Genomic DNA, 19521 nt, shown 5'->3' with positions numbered 1-19521 from the left:
ATAGGGCAAATATGACAGTTGCCGACGATGACCTGTTGACCTCAGGCCAGCAAAGTCATTCTGTACCCGACGAACCAGAGAACACGAATCCATGCCCACGCCCGTCGCCTACAGCATCCCGAACCTGCTCACCTATTTCCGCATCCTGATCGTGCCGCTGATCGTCCTTTGCTTCTTCGTCGAAGGACGGCTGCACAGTTCGGACTTCGCGCGCTGGACGGCAGTGGCGCTCTTTGTCGTTGCCTCGATCACCGACTTCTTCGACGGCTACCTGGCGCGGATCTGGAAGCAGACCTCGAATATCGGCAAGATGCTCGATCCGATCGCCGACAAGCTGCTGGTCGCCTCGATCCTGCTGCTTGTGGCCGCCGACGGCACCATCGCCGGCTGGTCGATCTGGGCAGCGATCATCATTCTCTGCCGCGAAATCCTGGTCTCGGGCCTGCGCGAATATCTTGCGGCGCTGAAGGTCAGCGTTCCCGTGACCCGCATCGCCAAGTGGAAGACGACGATCCAGATGGTCGCAATCGCCTTCCTGCTTGCCGGACCCGCCGGCGACAAGATTTTGCCCTACACGACGGAAGCCGGTATCGTGCTCCTGTGGATTGCCGCCGCGATCACGCTCTATTCGGGTTATGATTATTTTCGCGCCGGCCTCAAGCACGTGGTCAACGAATGAGCACCGTCAATCTCGTCTATTTCTCGTGGGTGCGTGAGCGCATCGGCAAGGGCGAAGAAACGCTCGACGTGCCGGCTGACGTCGTCACCATTGGCGATCTGCTTCAGCACCTGAAGACGCTTGGCGAGGAATACGAGACAGCGCTCGAACATGAAAACGTCATCCGGGCGGCGATCAACCAGGAGCATGTCGAGCACGGGGAACCGATTGCCGGTGCCCGCGAGATCGCCCTGTTCCCGCCGATGACGGGCGGCTGACATGAACGCGCCGGTGACAGCGCGCGTCCAGCGCGAGGACTTCGACCTCAACGCCGAGGTCGCGACACTCTCGTCCGGGCGCACCGACATCGGCGCGGTCGTCACTTTTTCCGGCCTTTGCCGCGACGAAGCGGGGGCGCTGGCTGCGCTCGAACTCGAACACTACCCCGGCATGGCAGAGGCGGAGATCGCGCGCATCTGCCACGAGGCGACCAACCGCTTTTCGCTCCAGGCCGTTACGGCCATCCATCGCTACGGCAGGATCGTGCCCGGCGAAAACATCGTGCTCGTCGTCGCCGCGTCACGGCACCGCCAGGCCGCCTTCGACGGCGCCAACTTCATCATGGATTTCCTGAAAACGTCCGCCCCCTTCTGGAAGAAGGAACACCTGGGCGACGGCACCTCCGGCGGCTGGGTCAGCGCCAAGGATGCGGACGACAGCGCACGGGACCGCTGGTCAAAGACGTAACGCGACGACACCTCGAAAGCCGCCCTTCTCCGCGTCCCGCTTAAGGAATGACCTTCTCCTTGCGGGTCACCGCAAGCACGATCACCAGGAAACCGAAGATCGCAAAATCGCGCCAGAGGATCGGACCGTAGGCGCTCCATAATGTCTCAAGCAGACCTACGCCGGCGGCACCAAGGGCCGCAAGCATCGGCGACGCCTGACCGCCGATTGCGGCGATGAACAGCACCTTGACGCCGAAGGTGAGACCGGTGCCGAAATCCATGTTGCCGTAATAGGACGCTGCGAGAACGCCGCAGACGGCAGCGATCAGCGACGCTGCGCCATAGGCGACAATGTAGACGGTCGCGGCATCGACACCGCAAAGGGCTGCGGCACCCCGATCCTCGGAGACGGCCCGCCAGAACCGTCCCGCCCGCGAATGGGTCAAGAACCAGTGGCCGGCCGCCACCAGCGCCGTCATCAGCAGGGTATTGCCCAGCTGGATCACCGTCAGCGTCACCGGGAAACGCGGGTCGTCCCAGAAGACGATGTTGGCGTTGAGGAAGGGTGGCACCCAAAGGCTTCGGGTTTCAGACGCAAGCCGCGCCGTCTCCATCAGCACCAGCAAGCAACCGAGTGAGGCGACGACCACCGTGTTGGCCGAGGAAAAGGCGAGCGGGCGCATGACGTAGCGCCCGGCGATGAGCCCGGCACCAAGGCTGAAGCTCAAGGCCGCAGCAGCGCCGAGGCCAAGGGCGGCCGGCAACACCAACCACAGCCGGTTCCAACCGAAATCGGCAAACAGCACGAACATCTGGCCCGAGAAGGCAAAGAGCGCGCCGTAGGTGAGATCGGCCCGGCGCGTCACGGCAAAGGCGATCGCGTAGCCGAAAGCAAGCGCGGCGTAGAGCGCTGCGATGGGGACGGCATTGGCAAGCTGCTGCAGAAAATAGAGCATGGCACATCCGGCGCGTGACAAGATCAATATAACTGGTAAAATACATTTTGCCAGTTAGGACTTTGCGCATGAGCTTCACCTGGACTGCCCATCGCTTTGCGGGCGGCGCGCTTGCGCTGGATGTTGCCAATTCCATCGTCCTGCGCTTCGATCCGGCCCGCCGGATTGATCGTTTCGCCGACGTGACGGCGATGGACAGCTTTGCGGAAGCGGCCAATCGCTTCGGGGCCGAGAACCCGCGTTTCGGGCTCCTTGCACCGGTCCCTGCTGAAAACCGTGCCCGGCTGTTACACTTGCGCGAAGCGACCGACCGGCATTTTCGCGCGGAGATATCGGCAAAGGGACGGCCGGAGCTTCTTGCGGACCTACTGGAGGCGATCGCCGCGGTTTTGCGAAGCGCAACTGTCCAAGGCGACCGCCTCCCCCTCGACACGGCGACCGCACAATCGGCGCTCAGCCTTGCCGCCGCTGCCGAGCCGGAACGGCTGAAGATCTGCCCCAACTGCGGCTGGCTGTTTCTGGATCGCAGCCGCAACCGCAGTCGCACCTGGTGCGACATGGCCGTATGCGGCAATCGCAACAAGGCGAGGCTTCATTATCACCGCAACAGGGAGGAAACGGGCCGATGACGAGGACGAGCGGATTGTTGGCAGCGGTCGCCATCTTGCTTGCCGCAACCGGTTGCCAGCGCGAGACCGGACCCGACCCGTTGAAGCTGACCGGCAAGATGTTCGTCTTCAACTACCGTCTCGCCTACGCGACCTACATGATCACCTTGTCGAAAACGGAGCCGGTGCCTGACGGCAGCGTCGTGGTCGCTCGCTTCGAGAACCCGGCCGGCGGCGAGGCACTTATGCTGGAGCGCAAGCTCTTTCCCAAGCTCGAAAAGGTGGTGCTGGAGAGCCCCGACCTGACCTGCGTGAAGAAGAACCGCCCTTATGCGGTGACGATCGAAGTGAAGGGACCGGAAGGCCAGTCGCTGCAAAAGCTCGAAACCAGCGTGATCTCCGATATCGATCAGGACATCATGCCGGCCAAGGCGCTGGTGGAAGGGCCGGCCTACGACAAGAACCCGGAGGTTTTCCGGGGAGGCAAGGCCCCTGAACATTTCGAGACGGCCAGTTGCCCGACTTGAAGTCGGACATGAAAAAGCCGGAGCGTTTCCGCTCCGGCTCAAACCCTGCTCAATTCAAGCCGTTACGGCTCGAACCGAAGATTTTGAATCAGCCGACGATCTCGGTGCCCGAGAACCAGTAGGCGATTTCTTCAGCGGCGGTTTCCGGAGCGTCCGAACCGTGAACCGAGTTTTCGCCGATCGAGAGAGCGTGAACCTTGCGGATCGTGCCTTCGTCAGCGTTTGCCGGGTTGGTGGCGCCCATGACTTCGCGGTTCTTGGCAATGGCGTTTTCGCCTTCGAGAACCTGAACGATGGTCGGGCCGGAAGACATGAACTCGACGAGTTCGCCGAAGAACGGACGCTCCTTGTGAACGGCGTAGAAGCCTTCGGCTTCGCGGCGGCTCATCCAGACGCGCTTGGAAGCGACGACGCGCAGGCCGGCATCTTCGAGCATCTTGGTGATGGCGCCGGTCAGGTTGCGCTTGGTCGCATCCGGCTTGATCATCGAGAAGGTACGTTCAATAGCCATTGGCTCAATCCCTTGTTTCTTGGAAAGTGGCGGTTCATTAGCCGCCAATCCCGCGCAAAACAAGGGGGCCAGCCGATGATTCGGCTTGGATCAGGCGGGTTTCACGCAGCCGTCACAGTCCGTCCGAGACCATTGTGAAGGTCGAGGCACCGCTCGAACCAGTCGCAGACCGGATCACCGGGCTGAAGCAGACGCTGCGGCGAGACGATCCGCGCCCATTGGAACGCACCGAAGACGATGTAGTCGGCAAACAGCGGCGACGCGCCGCCGAGAAACTCCTGTGACTTCAGCATGTGGCGCAAGGGCTCGAGTTTTTCCGTGAGGCTTTCAAGTGCGGCCGCCCCACCTTCGGCCACAGCCTCGAGCGACGCGCCGAAGCGCTTTTCGCGGCTCTGCCGGAAATAGGCCTGGTCGACCGGATCGAGACGATCGTGAATATCGCGGATGATGATACGGATGATCGCGGGATGCAGGGTCGCCTGAGACCAGGCCTCGACGAAGCGTGCAGTGCCCCTGCCCCCTTCGCCGGCAAACAGCGGCGGGCGATCCGGATAGGTTTCCTCCAGATAGAGCGCGATCTCGAAGCTGTCCTTCACCAAAGTCTCGCCGTCCCGCAAAAGCGGCACGAGCCTCGTTGCGCCATCTTCGAGCGCGGGGATCTCGGTAAACCCGACCGGCGCAATCTCAAAATCCAGTTGCTTGTGGGCCAGCGACATCGCCGTTTTCCACACATGCGGCGAGAACGGGCGCGTCCTGTCGGCACCACAAAGCGAGTACAGTTTTCTGGTCATGCACGCTCCCCGAACGATTGTCGCACCGTTGAACGACATATCGGCCGCCGCATCAAATCAGTTAATTTCATCAGTGGTATCAGCCACAGAAATGCGGTTTCGGTCTACACAGGCTCTTTCAAGGAGACCACCGATGCTCGATCACTTTCGCATGTTCGCCGACTACAATCGCTGGGCCAACCGACTGCTCTATGCTGCCGCGGCCGATCTCACCGAAGCCGAGTTGCGCGAGAGCCGCGGCGCCTTCTTCGGCTCGCTGCTGGCGACCCTCAACCATATTCTTGTTGCCGACCGCGTGTGGATGAAGCGCTTCACGCAGGAAGGGGACGCGCCGAAGGCACTCGATGCCGTTCTCCATGATGATCTTGCGGGCCTCACGGCCGCGCGACAGGCGGAAGACGCACGCATCATCGCCTGGATCGACACTCTGAGCGACGAACGGCTCGGCACGAAATTCACCTACACGCCACTCACCAACCCGACCGTCATAACGCAGAAGCTCGGGCCCGCGCTCGGGCATTTTTTCAACCACCAGACCCACCATCGCGGCCAGGCGCACGCGACGCTGACGGCACTTGGCCGTCCGTCCCTGACGCTCGATCTCGTGTATTTTCTCAGAGCCGACGGATCACAGTGGGCGTAGCGGAAACCGCCGCGCCCCGACGAGCAGCGACCGCAACGGCCGGATGTCGCGCTGCCGCCACCCGGTCAATCGCTTCAGGAGGAAGCGCTGGCCGAGCCAGGCGAGCATGCCGAGCGCAACGCCGCCAAGGATAGACAGGGCCGCGAAGGCTGCCGGCGGAAGGACGGGCTGCAGCGGCAGGGTCAGCAATTCGGGAACGAAGCGGTGCAGGATGTAGATGTGGAAGCCCGCCGCCGACACCGGGAGGATCAGTTCCGCCAACCAGCGCGGGACTGAAATGCGCGGGAGATAAAGAAGTGCGGCGAGAACGGCGATCTGCAGCAGATACTTGATCTTCGTGCCGATCCAGACGCCCTCGTAGAGACCAAAGAACAGGAACGCGCCCGTCCCGGCGAAGAGCAGTATCAGGCGCTGCCTTGTCCCTTCGGCAACGGCCGCGCACCAGCCGATGACGGCGAGATAGAAGATCCAGGGCAGCGTGAAGATCTGGCGATTGCCGATTGGCCAGAGCAGCGGCAGCGCAAGTCGGGCGGCGAGAGCGGCGACCAGCAGGGCCATGCCGGCGGCAAACGGCCGTGCGGAAACGAAGCGCCGGAACTTGGGAATGGCAAAGAGCCCGACGAAGACCAGCATCATCTGGCAGTAGGCTTCGATGAACCAGTAGAGATAGGGCACCATCTGCCGGGCTTCCGGCGTCGCAAGGCCGACATTGCCGACAAGGAAGACCGAAGCCCAGGGTACCTCGCCCCAGGCGAGCGCGTAGCCCGCGACGATGAGATAGTAAGGCACCAGGACCTGTGCGAGCGGGCGTAGGATCGCGAGGCCATCGCCCGCCAGAAGCGGCCCCATCTGGAAGCGGGCCAGGCTGAAGCCGGCGAGAACCACCATTGCCGCCGACCCGCCGGGGATGGGCCACAAGGTCTCGTGGTGCAGGACGACGAGCAATATTGCCAGCGCCCGGATCACGAGATCCGTCCCGATCCGACGCGTCGTTGTCTCCTGCCGCTCGTGAGCGGACAATTGCGCGATCGACAGGTTCTCCCAGGCGTCCGGTGCCTCGCCGAGCACCTTTTCGAGGCCCAGCGAGAGCTGAACGAAACGCAACGAATCGCCGCCGAGCGACAAAAAACTGTCCGTGCACTTCACCCTCACCGGATAGAAGACCTGGGCGAAGAGGTCCTCGACGCCGCCGGCATCGTCGGCGCCGCTGGCGGCGGCCTGGCGAGCAGCCATGTTGAGGGCGTTGTAATCGACCTTGCCGTTGGCGAGCCGCGGCAATTCGCCGAGCGGCGTTGCCTTCAGATGCGAAAGCGTCAGCCCGCTCGCCTGCGACAGGAAACGCCTGACCTCTTCCGCATCACTCCCTCCGCAATAGAAGGCATGGAGGCCGGTATCGTCGCCGACGACAGCCGCGGCAAGGCCGCGCCTGTCGAGCGCCACTTCCAGCGCGTCATGGGCGATCCGAAGGCCGGCAATCTTGGAGATCCGCTTCATCCGGCCGACGATCTGAAACAGGCCGCCGGGATGGCGGACGGCGAGATCGCCCGTGCGCAACTCGGTGATCTCGGCGCCACGGCTGAGATCGTCGCGCGTCGTCGCGTAGCCCAGCATGACATTCGCGCCGCGATAGACCAGTTCGCCGGCCACGCCGTCGCGATCAACGGGCTCGCCGTTTTCGCTCTCGATCGCAAGGCTGCCGCCGGGAATGGCCACCCCGATCTTGTCCTCGTTGCCAGCGAGAGCCGAAGGAGGCACATAGGCAATGCGCGCGGTCGCCTCGGTTTGACCATACATGGCGAAGAAGGCGCCACCTTGCGCCTGCAGATGCTGGTCATAAAGGCGGATGACGTCCGGGGCGAGCCGCCCTCCGGCGACAGTCATGAAGCGCAAAGCCGCAAATTCGCGCGTGCGGAACCCCACCTTTTCAAGAAGCTCGTAGGAATAAGGCACGCCTGACAGGTTGGTGCTGCCGCTCTCTGCAAGTCCATCGAGAAAACCGATATCGAGGATCGATCCGCCTGGGATGTAGAGGCTCGCGCCAACCGATAGGTGAGAGTTCAGCACCGACAGACCATAGGAATAGTGCAGCGGCAGGATCAGGCAGCCGCGATCATTCGCCGTCAGCCCGAGATAGTGGGCGATGGCTGACGCGTTGTGCGAGATGTTCTCCACGGACAGGCGCACCGCCTTGCCGCAGCCGGTGCTGCCCGAGGTCGACATCATCACCGCAAGCTCGCGATGCGGCGTCTGTCCGCCTTGTGACAAACCCTCGGTGCGCCAACGGCCATCGACCCGGCGAAAGACGTAGTCGGGCTTGAAAGCATCAACCCATGAATTTGCCGAGCCGCTGCGGGCCCCCTGCATGGCGACGGCATGCCCGGCCTTGAGTGCGGCGAGGTAACCGATGATCGCGTGCTCGCAAAGCTCGGCCTCGATCGACACAAGCCCACGCGGACCGGCAAACGCGAGTGCCTGGCGAGCGATCCGCTCGCCGAGCTCGCGATAGCTGACGGTCCTCTGGCCGGGAAAGACCAACGCCGGACGGTCACCCCAGTTCGCCAAACTTGCAATGAACGAGAGGGACATCGTTTGACCGCCGCTGCTGATCTCGGGTCGGACACCCGATTTAGCAGCGCGGCATATAATTGGTGACTAAAGGCGTCAAGTATAAACGCGGCCTAAAATAAGGGTCGCATTTCACGTCCGCGATGCACGGTTGAGCCCGTCCCGCGGATGAATGGAATTTAGCAACCATACCGGGCAGGAAACAACGGCGGTCCGAAATCTTCAGACTCCCTTAAACGCGGCCTTCTCATAGTAACCGTAGCTTTGAGACAGACTTCCGACACCGTCACCGGGGACCACGACAGGATGACCAGGCAAGCACCAGCCGACGCCAGCCGATCACAGGCAAGGCAAGCGGCGATCGTTCTGAAGGTGGCGCAGGCGATGGCCACGCACGGCGTTGAGGCCCTACCCCGCAACTACGAGCTCTTCTACGAAGCTCTGTCCGGTCGGCTGCCGCAACTTTCCCAGGATCTCGCGACCCTTGGCACGCATCCTGCACAGGACGCCTTGGACGCCCTCGGCCTCAAGCATCACCTTGTCGCGCATGCCGCGCTCGCCGCCGACAGGACCCAGGCCGTGGCCGAGGAGGCGCTCGGCGACATGGCGAAGCTTTTGAAGTCGGCGCTAGCGCAGAAACACACGTTCAAAGACGAACTCGACCATTTCGCAGTCAGACTTGACGCTGATCCCGTCGTCTCCCTATCGGATTTCGCAGAGGACGCTCGGCGGCTGCGGGAGGCAATCGGGCGACTGACCAATGAAGAGGGGGCGCTGCAACAGGCGTTCGAAGCAAGCGCTCAACGCTTCGCCGAACTCAAAAGCGAGCTGGCAGAAAACGCCAGAACACTGACGCGCGATCCTGCCACAGGTCTTCCCAACCGCCTGGCGCTGACGGCCAAACTCGACGCCATACTGGAGACGGAGCATCTCGATCAGTCACTCGCCGTAGTCGTTGCCTCGGTGGACGGCCTTCGCGAGATGGCCGATCAGCATGGCGGCACCGTTGCGGCAAAGGCGCTGGCAAAATTGTCGACGCTGTTTCGAAGGTCGATCAAAAAGAACGACTTCGTCGCCCGCATCGGCCAGCAGGAGTTCGCTTTCCTTTGTCGCGACGTCAGTGCTGAAAATGCCGAGGCAATTGCCCGACGGCTACAACAACAGGTGCGAGGCCTGCGGATCACCCTGCCCGGACGCACGCACACTGTCGAAACGCTCTCGTTTGCGGCGGGCGTGACCATAGCCCAGCCTGCATCGACGAGTGAGGAGTTGTTGCGCCAGGCCGACCTGGCATTGTCCACGGCCCGCACCGGCTCCGGGATCCGCAGCTACTCGGTCATACTTGGGAGCGATCGCGCGAAGACCTACGGTCACCACGCCGCCTGAAGTCAGGCGGCAAGCGAGTGGCGGTTTTCGTCGATCTCGGATGCCTTGTCGCGCAGCCGCCCAAGCAGGCGAAAGAGTTCGGTTCGCTCGCATTCGTCAAGTGCTGAGAACAGCGCCTCGATCGTGCGGTGACGCGGCTCAAGGGCCGCATCCAGCGCCACCCGGCCGCGATCGGTGATCGAGATGATCTTCGCACGGCGATCCTCCGGGTCCGGTTCGCGCACGACCATGCCGTCGCGCTCCAGCCCATCGATCGCCTCGGTGACGGTTCTCGGCGAAAAGCCGAGTGCCGAAGCTATATCGGCACAACGGCACGGGCCGAGCGAGCTCAGATAAAACAGGAACTTGCTGCGGGCGAGCGACACACCTTCTTCTGCCATCGTTGTGTTCACCAGCCGGTGCACACAGTGATAGAGGTCGAAGAGGCGCTCAGTGACTTCGAGTTTGTCCGTCATGTCAGTACCTCGTGTGGCTACGCCAGAACGAAACAACCCGGCCCCGCATGGCGGGACCGGGTTGTTCGGTTGTCCGTCTGGCGTAGCTTACTGATTGTCTTTGTCGATTTCACCGAGCTTGGCGTGGCCGGCCGCAATCGCGCCGGTTGCCGTTGCGTCGATGGAATGATGCTCCAAGCGGGCAGCGTGATTGCCACGCTCCGCAGACGAAGCGGAAACACCTGTGCCAGCGGACGCTTCGGCACGGCCTGTGATGGCTGGCGCAAAGCCTACGGCCTCATGGCCGCCGCCGGCAACGGCAGCAGATGCACCGCCAAGTGCGACGGTCGCGACGAGTGCCGCGGCAAGGGTGTTCTTCATCAATCTGGTCCTTGGTGGAGATGGGAGGTCGTCGTGTGCTCTGCCCTCATGGGCGGCTTTGAAGTCGCGTCATAAACCCGCGACTACGATCGATCAAATCCCTTGAAATGGGGTGCGGATGATCACCCGCACCCCTGTTCGTCGCGTTTAGCGGGAAAGACCCTGGTAGTACTCGCCTTCGCCGCCCTGCACCGGCTTTGGTGCAACGCCGTAGTTCACGATCGAACCGGTGCTGTTGCGATCGACATAGCCAGCCTCGGAGCTGCCGATGGTGAAGGACGATTTGCCGGTGACGGCAGGCGTACGCTCCGTAAAGAGCGGCGTCGGGCTGACGCCTTCATAGTAGCTGCCGCCTGCAAAAGCGGCCGAAGCGCCACCAAGGATGGCGGTGGCAACGAGAGCGGCGGAAAGAGCGGTCTGGATTGCGGTTTTCATGGTCGTCACTCCTGGGAGGCTCGTTCGCGTGAACGAGGTTTCATCAAAATGTCCGTGGCCGGGTCGATCATCCCTCGGAACGCGGGGCCCTTGCCGATGGCGTTCAGTCGATCGAAGCGGTCAGAAGAGCGTTCCCCGCCCTTCCGTTTATGAGATGGTCCCTCACGATGAGGATGTGTAGTATCGACTGACGGAACGCCTTGTTCAAAAATCGATAACAATACCCTCTTGAAATCGACACCTGACGTCAGAGGGGTGCGTCGGCGAATGCGGCTGGGATCGCGCCTCTTGCCTTCCCGGCCAAGTCCGGGCAAAAGGCCGCAATGATCCAGATTTCCGGCCTTTCCGCCCGCATCGCGGGACGTCTCCTTATCGAAAACGCATCCGTAACGCTTCCGGCGGGCACGAAGGCCGGGCTCGTGGGCCGCAACGGTGCCGGCAAATCGACGCTGTTTCGCATCATCACCGGCGAATTTGCCTCGGAGGCCGGCAGCGTCTCCTTGCCGAAGAACGCACGGATCGGCCAGGTGGCGCAGGAAGCGCCCGGCACCGAAGAGCCGCTGATCGAGATCGTGCTGAAGGCCGACAAGGAGCGTTCGGCGCTGGTCGCCGAGGCCGAGACCGCGACCGATCCCCACCGCATCGCCGAGATCCAGACGCGGCTTGCCGATATCGGCGCCCACTCTGCCGAGGCGCGCGCGGCGAGCATTCTCGCCGGCCTCGGTTTCGATCACGAAGCGCAGTTGCGCCCCGCCTCCTCTTTCTCCGGCGGCTGGCGCATGCGCGTGGCGCTGGCGGGCGTGCTCTTTTCCGAGCCGGACCTGCTGCTGCTCGACGAGCCGACCAACTATCTCGACCTTGAAGGCACGCTGTGGCTCGAGGATTACATTCGTCGCTATCCGCACACCGTCATCATCATCAGCCACGATCGCGACCTGTTGAACACGGCAGTCAACGCGATCGTGCACCTCGACCAGAAGAAGCTCACCTTCTACCGCGGGCCCTACGACCAGTTCGAGCGGCAGAAGGCGGAGGCCGACGAGCTGCAGATGAAGGCGAAAGCGAAGAACGACGCGGCGCGCAAGCACCTGCAAAGCTTCATCGACCGCTTCAAGGCCAAGGCCACCAAGGCACGCCAGGCACAAAGCCGCGTGAAGGCGCTGGAGCGCATGGGCACGATTGCAGCCGTGATCGAGGATCACGTCCAGGGCTTTTCCTTCCCCGACCCGGAGAAGGAAGCCGCCTCGCCGATCATCGCGGTTACCGGCGGCACCGTTGGTTATGAACCAGGCAAGCCGATCCTCAAGCGGCTGAACCTTCGCATCGACACGGATGATCGCATTGCCCTGCTCGGCTCGAACGGCAACGGCAAATCCACCTTCGCCAAGTTCATTTCGGGCCGGCTGGCGCCGGAGGCGGGCGAACTGAAGATCGCGCCGAACCTGAAGGTCGGTTTCTTCGCCCAGCACCAGCTCGACGACCTGATCCCGACGCAAAGTGCCGTCGAACATGTGCGTCGGCGCATGCCGGACGCACCGGAGGCCAAGGTGCGTTCGCGCGTGGCGCAGATGGGTCTTGCGACCGAAAAAATGGAAACGCCGGCCAAGGATCTCTCGGGCGGCGAGAAGGCACGACTGCTGATGGGCCTTGCCGCCTTCGACGCGCCGAACCTTCTGATCCTCGACGAGCCAACCAACCACCTCGACATCGACAGCCGCAATGCGCTGATCACCGCGCTCAACGACTATTCCGGTGCAGTGATCCTGATTTCGCACGATCGCCACCTGATCGAGGCGACCGCCGATCGGCTGTGGCTGGTGCGCGACGGAACGGTGACGAGCTACGACGGCGACCTTGAGGACTATCGCAGCCTCATCGTCGGCGGTCCGAAGCCCAAGGAAGACAAGGCCAGGCCGAACGGAGCCGACGACAGCCTGTCGAAGGCAGACCAGCGCAAGGTCAACGCCGACAAGCGCGCTTCGCTCGCACCGCTTCGCAAGAAGATCAACGAAATCGAATCCTTGACCGGAAAGCTGGAGAAACTGATTCAGGCACTTGATGTGGAACTTGCCGATCCGGCGCTCTACGAGAAGTCGCCTGCAAAGGCAGCCCAGAAGGCCAAGGAACGCTCCGACGCGGCGGCAAAGCTTGCCCATGCCGAGGAGCAATGGCTCGAACTTTCGGCCGAGTACGAAGAGGCGATGGCCGGCTGACGGCCGGCCGGCTGCCTCGACGGGTTATCCGAGTTCGAGTGTCGTGATGCCGTAAATCCGGCCCAGCGGCAGTTCCGGGTCGGCACCACGATACATGCGCGCGGTTTCGAACACCGGCTTCAAATTGTATCGGTCGCACAGCGCCCTGGCTGAAGCGTTTGGCTCGGGGATATCGAGATAGACCTCGCTACCATTGGCGCCTGCGGCAAGCTTGCGAAAGACCAGATCGGCGCCTGTCTCGCTGTCGGAGAAGAGCGGACCGATCTTGTATCCCTCGCGGCACGCCCGGATCGTTCCATAGGCTGCAACTGCGCCGTCACGCAGCAGGACAACGCTGCGTCGCCCATCGCTCGCCTTCAGCCATTCGCGCAGGAACGCCTCCCGCGACGCCGGCACGAAGCGGCGGTCATAGTCGAGCACGAGTGGCATATGAACAGGCGCCACCTCCAAGAGATCGGCAACGGGCGGCTCGACAACGTCGATGATGCCACCATACCGCACGTTCGCGTGCGCATAGGCAAAGCCGGAACGGCGATAGTTCTCCTGCTGCGCGACCACCCCATCAAGCCCGACCACCCTCCCTTCGGCCAAAGGCATCACCTCGCTCCACAGTTGCCGGCCTATTCCCTTGCCGCGCAGATCTGGGCGGGTGATATAGAATCCGAGAAACGCGTAGCTTTCGTCATAGCGCACCAGCGAGATGGCGGCGGCCGGGCCATCGTCCGCCTCTACAATCCAATATCCGTCAGGGTCCGCGGCCCAAAATGGGTTCGCGTCACCGAGACCGGGATTCCACCCTTCCCCGGCCGCCCACTCGATCAGAACGTCGAGATCAGCGCGTTTGGCGCGACGGATTTGCTGCATAACCTAGTCCTCGTCTGCGTTCATGGGGCGCTGCGATCGGTCCGGCTGGCGACCGGATCGGGCACATCCGCGGCTAGAGCTAGTGCGGGCGCGCCGCGAGGGAATGCTCGCGGCTGTCGATTTTCGCCTCGCTTTTATCCTATGGTGAACACGGATCGGCAGCTGCTTGCCCCCATTGCGCAATCTGCTACAAGAACCGACAATAAGTCATACTAATCGAGCGGAACACCATGGCCCCCATCAAAATTGCGCTTGTCGGCATCGGCAAGATCGTTCGCGACCAGCATCTGCCGGCGATCGCCAAAAACAGCGACTATCAGCTGATCGCCGCCGCCAGCCGGCACGGGACGGTCGACGGCATCGACAACTTCAAATCGATCGAGGCGATGCTCGAAGCGGTACCGGCCATTGAAGCCGTTTCGCTCTGCATGCCGCCGCAATACCGCTACGAAGCGGCCCGTGCGGCCCTCGACGCCGGCAAGCACGTCTTCCTGGAAAAGCCGCCGGGCGCGACGCTGAGCGAAGTTGCGGACCTCGAAGCGCTGGCCGCATCGAAGGGGCGGTCGCTGTTTGCAAGCTGGCATTCGCGTTATGCCCCGGCCGTGGAAGCGGCAAGATCCTTCCTGGCAGCCACGACCATCGAGGACGTCAAGGTGATCTGGAAGGAAGACGTGCGCCACTGGCATCCGAATCAGGAATGGATCTGGGCTGCAGGCGGCCTCGGCATTTTCGATCCGGGCATCAACGCGCTGTCGATCGTCACCCATATTCTGCCGCGTCCGCTGTTCGTGACCTCCGCCGTTCTCGAGTTTCCCGAGAACAAGGACGCTCCGATCGCCGCCAGCATCTCCTTTACCGACGGCAAGAAGTTACCGGTTTCGGCGGAATTCGACTGGCGCCAGACCGGCAAGCAGAGCTGGGACATCGTCGCCCAGACGGCGGCAGGCGAGATGGTGCTTTCAGAAGGCGGAGCAAAGCTCGCAGTTGACGGCAAGATCGTGCATCAGGAGCCGGAACAGGAGTACCCGATGCTCTATCGCCGCTTCGCCGAGATCGTCAAAGCCGGCACGTCGGATGTGGACCTTGCGCCACTGCGGCACGTTGCCGACGCGTTCATGCTCGGCAAGCGTAAATTCGTCGAGGCCTTCCACGACTGAGCGCCCGTAAAGTCCAGAAAACCCAAAGCCCGCGGTCATCCCGCGGGCTTCGTTCGTTTCACGCTTCCGTCAGGCCTTCTTTTCCCAGCGTCCGTCGCGGTTCTGCTGCCAATAGGTGAGGTTGTGCCCCTCCCCCTTCAGGCGCTTCCAGTGAGCGCGCGCGCCCTCAAGCTGCTCCTGGTCGTAGCCGTCGAACATGAACACGATACGCTCATAGGCAGAAACGTCGGGCGGAGTGGCGCCGTCGATGACGAAGCGCACCGTCGCCGCATTCGCATTGCCTTCGTCGGCCACGAGCAACACCGGCTGATCCGCCGCGCGCTCGTCCGCATCGGTGCCATGCGGCAGAAAACTCTCGTCCCGATAGACCCAGAGGTGCGTGTCGAGCGCATCGCGCCGCTCGGTATCCACAGTCTGCACGACCACCCGCCAGCCGCGCTCGACGCTTTTGTCGAGCAGCGGCGGCAGAGCGTCTTCCAGCTTCGATTCCGTCAGGTGATAGAACAGGACCTCGGTCATGCCGATCAGTTTTCGTAGCTCGCACGCACCAGTTCGTCGAGAAGCCGCACACCGAAGCCCGAGCCCCAGGACTGGTTGACCTCGTCGGCCGGCGCGCCCATGGCGGTGCCGGCGATGTCGAGATGCGCCCAGGGCGTGTCGTTGACGAAGCGCTTCAGGAACTGCGCCGCCGTCACCGCACCGCCGTGACGGCCACCGGTGTTCTTCATGTCGGCGAACTTGCTGTCGATCATCTTGTCGTATTCCTTGCCGAGCGGCATGCGCCACAGGGGTTCGTGCGTCGCGATGCCGGCGGCAAGAAGCTGATCCGCAAGGCGGTCGTCGTTGGAGAACAGGCCGGCATGGTGGGTCGCGAGCGCAACCATGATCGCGCCGGTCAGCGTCGCAAGATCGATGATCGCTTGCGGCTTGAACCGGTCGTTGCAGTACCAGAGCGCGTCGCAAAGCACGAGGCGACCTTCCGCATCGGTATTGATCACCTCGATCGTCTGGCCTGACATCGACGTCACGATATCGCCGGGGCGCTGGGCACTGCCATCGGGCATGTTTTCCACAAGGCCGATGATGCCGATGGCGTTGACCTTGGCCTCGCGCGCCGCAAGCACGTGCATGAGGCCGGTGACGGCAGCAGCGCCGCCCATATCGCCCTTCATTTCTTCCATGCCGGCCGCGGGCTTGATCGAGATGCCGCCACTGTCGAAGACGACGCCCTTGCCGACGAAGGCGAGCGGCCGTTCCTTGGACTTGCCGCCCTTCCAATGCATGATGACGAGGCGCGGCGGCCGGGTCGACCCTTGTGCAACGCCGAGCAGCGCACCCATGCCGAGCTTCTTCATTTCCTTTTCGGTGAGGATCTCGACCTCGACGCCGAGCTTCTCAAGCTCTTTCGCCTTGGCGGCAAATTCGACCGGCCCGAGCACGTTGGCCGGTTCGTTCACCAGGTCACGCGCCAGGAACACGCCTTCGGCAACGGCCTGCGACGTTGCGAACGCCTTCTTCGCTGCGATGACGGTACCCGTGACGATCGTGACCTTGGTCGGCTTTCCGGACGATTTGCCCTCGTCATCGGCCTTCTTGGTCTTGTAGCTATCGAAGCCGTAGGCATTCATCTCCATGCCGAGAGCGAAATCGGCAGCGGCCTTGCCGGTTACATCGACATCGGGTGCATCGATGAAAACGGTCACCTTGTCGGTCGAGCCGAGCTTCGCCGCGACCGCGCCGCCCGCCTTCAGCCAATCGTGATCCGTCAACGCATCCGGCTGGCCGAGACCGAGGACGATGATTCGATCGGCGGGGGAGCCATGCGGCGCAAGGATGTCGAGGCTCGAGAGCGCCTTGCCGGTGAACTTCTTCACCTTGGCGGCCTTTGCGACCACGTCCTCTGGGTCGGCGACATCGGCACCAGCCGCTTGTGCGCCCAAGGCCTTGAGAAGCACGGCGACACCACCACTCGGCCGGTGCGACTTGGCAAAGGTGAACTCAAATTTCATCGACATTGAAAACTCCGGGTAATTCCTGTCTCTGCACCCCCCTCGAGAAGGTCGAGGGGAACCGGCAAGGTCAAGGTGATCGAGGCCGCGACGCGTCCAGATGACACGGCAAGGCCTGCGGCGATCCGCCCTGTTACCGGGCGGTTACAGTGATGAATATTCGCAACATTCACCACCGTCAAAGCTGTGGCCGGCACCCTTCTCGCTTTTCAACCGCTTGGCAAGATGCCCGCAGATGTTTACATGCGGTTAACCGAGGTTCTTCGCCTTAAATTATCCCTGTTGCTACACAATTCGTGCGGCGAGGGATTGGCCGGCTAAGAACTGGGCAACGGTTTGACGAAGACGGGCAGAGCCCGGCTCGGCGCCGCCGCCGGAACAGAAACATGAGCAGGATTTTGGACCGGATACGGGCATGAAGCTGATCGAACGCTACATCTTCCGGCGTGCAGTGACCATGTTCCTCGCGACACTTCTGCCTTTGCTCGGCATCGTCTGGACGACCCAGGCGCTCACCAACGTCAACTTGGTGACGGACAACGGTCAGTCCGTCCTGGCCTTCGCCAAGGTCGCGACCCTTATCCTGCCGTCCGTCATCACGATCATCCTTCCGTTTGCGCTGGTCATCGGCGTCACGCAGACGCTGACGACGATGAACACCGATTCGGAACTGACCGTGCTCAACGCTGCCGGCAGCTCGCGCATGGCGATCATCCGGCCGGTGATCTTTCTGGCAGCCGGCCTCAGCGTGCTTTCCTTCGCGGTCGATAATTTCGTCGAGCCCTATTCACGCGTCGCCCTGCGCAAGATGCTGGCGACGGCAAACGCCGATCTTCTGTCGTCCGTCGTCCAGGAAAACACGTTCCGCAAGGTCGCCGACAATCTCTATGTCCAGGTTGGTGCGCGACGCGCCGGCGGCGTCCTGCAGGGCATCTTCGTCGCCGATTCGCGCAACCCCGCATTCGAGCTCGTTTATTACGCGCGCGAAGGCGCCATTGACGAGAAGAGTTCGGCGCTGGTGATGAAGGACGGCGAAGTGCAACGCAAGCTGCCCGACGGCAGCGTGTCGATCATCAAATTCGATTCCTACGCCTTCGATCTCGCCGACATGACCAAGACGACCCGCGAGGCGACCATTCGCGCAAAGGACCGTGACCTGCCGGGCCTCATCAATCCAAGCCCGGACGATCCGGTCTACAAGAACAAGCCGCTCGCCTTCACCGCCGAACTCAACCGCCGCTTGACGGAATGGACTTTTCCTCTGCTGTTCGGCCTGATTGCGCTCGTGTTCAGCAGCGACGCGCGATCCCATCGCGAGGCTCGGGTTCATCCGATGGTGAGCGCGCTTGGGACGGCCCTGCTGATCCGATGGATGACATTCTACGCCGGCAACAGCGCCGAAGACTCCGTCTGGTTCGTGCCTTTGATGTATGCCGTGCCGCTGGCCGCGGGTGCGCTCTGCATTCAACAGCTCGTCAGCAACAAGCGGCTGGACATCCCGATGACTGGTCAGGAAAAGCTGCAGGAGCTTCTGGTTCGCCTGCGACTGATGCGACCTGACGCAGAGAAGGGTCAGCCGTCATGATGGGCACACTCGGCCGTTACTTCTTCATGCGCTACGTGGTCACCACCTTCTGGTTCCTCGTCGGCATCTTCTCGCTGATCTTCATCATCGACTTCAGCGAACAGGCGAGCCGGCTCGCAAACCTGCCGCACTATTCGATAACCGGCGCGTTCCTGATGACCGCGCTCCGAATTCCGTTGATCCTGCAGCAGACGATCCCGTTCGTGGCGCTGTTTTCCGCCATGGCAGCGCTGATCTCCCTCAATCGGCGCTACGAGCTCGTCGTCACCCGCGCGGCAGGCATCTCCGTTTGGCAGTTCCTGCGTCCGTTCGTGCTTGGCTCTTTCCTGTTCGGCGTTCTCGCAGTGGTTGCGCTCAACCCGCTCGCGGCGTGGGGAACGAAGCGCGGCGAGGCGCTTTTGGCGGAGTGGGGCTCGTCGCGCTCGTCCGACGCCGGATCGATCCCGTGGCTCCGGCAGATCTACAATGGCACCGATACGATCATCGGCGCGCGCTCGGTTCAGGACAGCGGCACGACGCTTCTCAACGTCACCGTCATCCACTTCGATCCACAGGGTTCGATCATTCTGAGACAGGACGCTGCGTCGGCGAAACTCGAAGATGGTTACTGGCTTCTTAACGACGTTACGGAAACGCGCAACGGGCAGCTTCCGCAGCGTTTGAAAACAGCACAACTCGCCACCAATTTGAAGGCCGAGTTTGTTCAGGAACGCCTTGCAAAGGCTGATTCCATTCAGTTTTTTGACCTGCCGCGTAAGATCGAAGTGGCTCGCTCCTTCGGTTTTTCGACCAACGGCATGGAAACTCAATTTCACTCAATGTTGTCGTTGCCGCTGCTGCTCGTCGCCATGACGCTGATTGCCGCTTGCGTGTCGCTGAAATTTAGCCGGTTTAACCAATCGCGCTCGGTAATTCTCGGTGGCATCGTGTCAGGCTTCGTGCTTTATGTCGTCACCGTGCTTGTCAAAGCATTCGGGAGCAGCGGCATTGTGCCTCCTTTCGTTGCAGCCTGGTTGCCAGTTGTTGTAGCGATGGCGCTGGGCTCGACGATTCTTTTAAATCAGGAGGAT

The 19521-nt window shown here is 62.3% G+C and carries 21 protein-coding genes; 11 read left to right on the top strand and 10 right to left on the bottom strand.

What is annotated here, in order from left to right; genetic code table 11:
- The first annotated feature begins 91 nt into the window (after window positions 1-91).
- From pgsA to VGO04_RS03150, 3 genes are read left to right on the top strand one after another with little or no spacing between them, the layout of a single operon-like run.
- Window positions 92-679: a CDP-diacylglycerol--glycerol-3-phosphate 3-phosphatidyltransferase gene (pgsA, locus tag VGO04_RS03160; protein ID WP_327494511.1), complete on the top strand. Its 588-nt coding sequence runs from the start codon at window positions 92-94 to the stop codon at window positions 677-679.
- Window positions 676-936 carry a molybdopterin converting factor subunit 1 gene (gene moaD, locus VGO04_RS03155; protein ID WP_327494510.1) on the top strand — a complete coding sequence of 87 codons (261 nt, stop codon included), beginning with the start codon at window positions 676-678 and terminating at the stop codon, window positions 934-936. Before pgsA ends, moaD begins: the two co-directional genes overlap by 4 nt.
- A gap of 1 nt (window position 937) precedes the next feature.
- The gene (locus tag VGO04_RS03150; protein WP_327494509.1) at window positions 938-1405 is read left to right on the top strand and encodes a molybdenum cofactor biosynthesis protein MoaE; all 468 of its coding nucleotides are present in this window, start codon (window positions 938-940) and stop codon (window positions 1403-1405) included.
- A gap of 40 nt (window positions 1406-1445) precedes the next feature.
- Here VGO04_RS03150 and VGO04_RS03145 read toward each other — a convergent pair whose 3' ends face one another.
- A complete protein-coding gene (locus tag VGO04_RS03145; RefSeq protein WP_327494508.1) occupies window positions 1446-2342 on the bottom strand; it encodes a branched-chain amino acid ABC transporter permease in 897 nt (298 codons plus the stop codon).
- 68 nt (window positions 2343-2410) lie between these two features.
- On the opposite strand from VGO04_RS03145, the gene VGO04_RS03140 reads away from it, so the two are divergent.
- A complete protein-coding gene (locus VGO04_RS03140) occupies window positions 2411-2971 on the top strand; it encodes a CGNR zinc finger domain-containing protein (protein WP_327494507.1) in 561 nt (186 codons plus the stop codon).
- Complete coding sequence (locus tag VGO04_RS03135) at window positions 2968-3477, top strand: hypothetical protein (RefSeq protein WP_327494506.1); 510 nt, start codon at window positions 2968-2970, stop codon at window positions 3475-3477. Before VGO04_RS03140 ends, VGO04_RS03135 begins: the two co-directional genes overlap by 4 nt.
- Window positions 3478-3565: 88 nt before the next feature.
- Here the strand turns inward: VGO04_RS03135 and ndk are convergent, their stop codons facing one another.
- Both ndk and VGO04_RS03125 read right to left on the bottom strand, forming a co-directional pair.
- On the bottom strand, window positions 3566-3988 hold the full coding sequence (ndk, locus tag VGO04_RS03130) for a nucleoside-diphosphate kinase (protein WP_034803877.1): 423 nt from the start codon (window positions 3986-3988) through the stop codon (window positions 3566-3568).
- Window positions 3989-4089: 101 nt separating this feature from the next.
- Window positions 4090-4779, bottom strand: a complete 690-nt coding sequence (locus VGO04_RS03125) for a glutathione S-transferase family protein (protein ID WP_327494505.1) — start codon at window positions 4777-4779, stop codon at window positions 4090-4092.
- 133 nt (window positions 4780-4912) lie between these two features.
- Here VGO04_RS03125 and VGO04_RS03120 point away from each other — a divergent pair, with 133 nt between their 5' ends.
- Window positions 4913-5422: a DinB family protein gene (locus tag VGO04_RS03120; RefSeq protein WP_327494504.1), complete on the top strand. Its 510-nt coding sequence runs from the start codon at window positions 4913-4915 to the stop codon at window positions 5420-5422.
- Here VGO04_RS03120 and VGO04_RS03115 read toward each other — a convergent pair.
- The gene (locus VGO04_RS03115) at window positions 5408-8008 is read right to left on the bottom strand and encodes an AMP-binding protein (RefSeq protein WP_327494503.1); all 2601 of its coding nucleotides are present in this window, start codon (window positions 8006-8008) and stop codon (window positions 5408-5410) included. The two genes, VGO04_RS03120 and VGO04_RS03115, sit on opposite strands and share 15 nt — an antisense overlap.
- A gap of 351 nt (window positions 8009-8359) precedes the next feature.
- Here VGO04_RS03115 and VGO04_RS03110 point away from each other — a divergent pair, with 351 nt between their 5' ends.
- Entirely contained in the window at window positions 8360-9373 is a 1014-nt protein-coding gene (locus VGO04_RS03110) for a GGDEF domain-containing protein (protein WP_327494502.1), read from the top strand.
- A 2-nt stretch (window positions 9374-9375) separates the two neighbouring features.
- Here VGO04_RS03110 and VGO04_RS03105 read toward each other — a convergent pair whose 3' ends face one another.
- The 3 genes from VGO04_RS03105 to VGO04_RS03095 form a co-directional block, all read right to left on the bottom strand.
- Window positions 9376-9828, bottom strand: coding sequence for a MarR family transcriptional regulator (locus VGO04_RS03105; protein ID WP_327494501.1), 453 nt, complete (start codon window positions 9826-9828; stop codon window positions 9376-9378).
- Window positions 9829-9915: 87 nt separating this feature from the next.
- Window positions 9916-10188, bottom strand: coding sequence for a hypothetical protein (locus tag VGO04_RS03100; RefSeq protein WP_327494500.1), 273 nt, complete (start codon window positions 10186-10188; stop codon window positions 9916-9918).
- 147 nt (window positions 10189-10335) lie between these two features.
- Window positions 10336-10623, bottom strand: a complete 288-nt coding sequence (locus VGO04_RS03095; RefSeq protein ID WP_327494499.1) for a hypothetical protein — start codon at window positions 10621-10623, stop codon at window positions 10336-10338.
- 323 nt (window positions 10624-10946) lie between these two features.
- Between VGO04_RS03095 and VGO04_RS03090 the strand changes: the two genes are divergently transcribed.
- On the top strand, window positions 10947-12836 hold the full coding sequence (locus tag VGO04_RS03090; RefSeq protein ID WP_327494498.1) for an ABC-F family ATP-binding cassette domain-containing protein: 1890 nt from the start codon (window positions 10947-10949) through the stop codon (window positions 12834-12836).
- A gap of 24 nt (window positions 12837-12860) precedes the next feature.
- Here the strand turns inward: VGO04_RS03090 and VGO04_RS03085 are convergent, their stop codons facing one another.
- Window positions 12861-13700, bottom strand: a complete 840-nt coding sequence (locus VGO04_RS03085) for a GNAT family N-acetyltransferase (RefSeq protein WP_327494497.1) — start codon at window positions 13698-13700, stop codon at window positions 12861-12863.
- Window positions 13701-13930: 230 nt separating this feature from the next.
- On the opposite strand from VGO04_RS03085, the gene VGO04_RS03080 reads away from it, so the two are divergent.
- Window positions 13931-14857 (top strand): Gfo/Idh/MocA family oxidoreductase, encoded by a 927-nt coding sequence (locus VGO04_RS03080; RefSeq protein ID WP_327494496.1) that lies wholly within the window; start codon window positions 13931-13933, stop codon window positions 14855-14857.
- A 69-nt stretch (window positions 14858-14926) separates the two neighbouring features.
- Here the strand turns inward: VGO04_RS03080 and VGO04_RS03075 are convergent, their stop codons facing one another.
- Window positions 14927-15376, bottom strand: a complete 450-nt coding sequence (locus VGO04_RS03075) for a DNA polymerase III subunit chi (protein ID WP_327494495.1) — start codon at window positions 15374-15376, stop codon at window positions 14927-14929.
- 5 nt (window positions 15377-15381) lie between these two features.
- Entirely contained in the window at window positions 15382-16872 is a 1491-nt protein-coding gene (locus VGO04_RS03070; RefSeq protein ID WP_327494494.1) for a leucyl aminopeptidase, read from the bottom strand.
- Between the two features lie 409 nt (window positions 16873-17281).
- On the opposite strand from VGO04_RS03070, the gene lptF reads away from it, so the two are divergent.
- Together lptF and lptG are read left to right on the top strand one after the other, a co-directional pair.
- On the top strand, window positions 17282-18451 hold the full coding sequence (lptF, locus tag VGO04_RS03065; RefSeq protein WP_327494493.1) for an LPS export ABC transporter permease LptF: 1170 nt from the start codon (window positions 17282-17284) through the stop codon (window positions 18449-18451).
- Window positions 18448-19521, top strand: a 1074-nt coding sequence (gene lptG / locus VGO04_RS03060; protein ID WP_327494492.1) for an LPS export ABC transporter permease LptG, incomplete at its 3' end; no start/stop codon positions are given. The genes lptF and lptG, both read left to right, overlap by 4 nt.

The sequence above is a fragment of the Ensifer sp. genome, assembly GCF_035999185.1.
GTDB lineage: Bacteria > Pseudomonadota > Alphaproteobacteria > Rhizobiales > Rhizobiaceae > Ensifer.
This window is presented reverse-complemented; position numbering and strand designations above follow the sequence as displayed.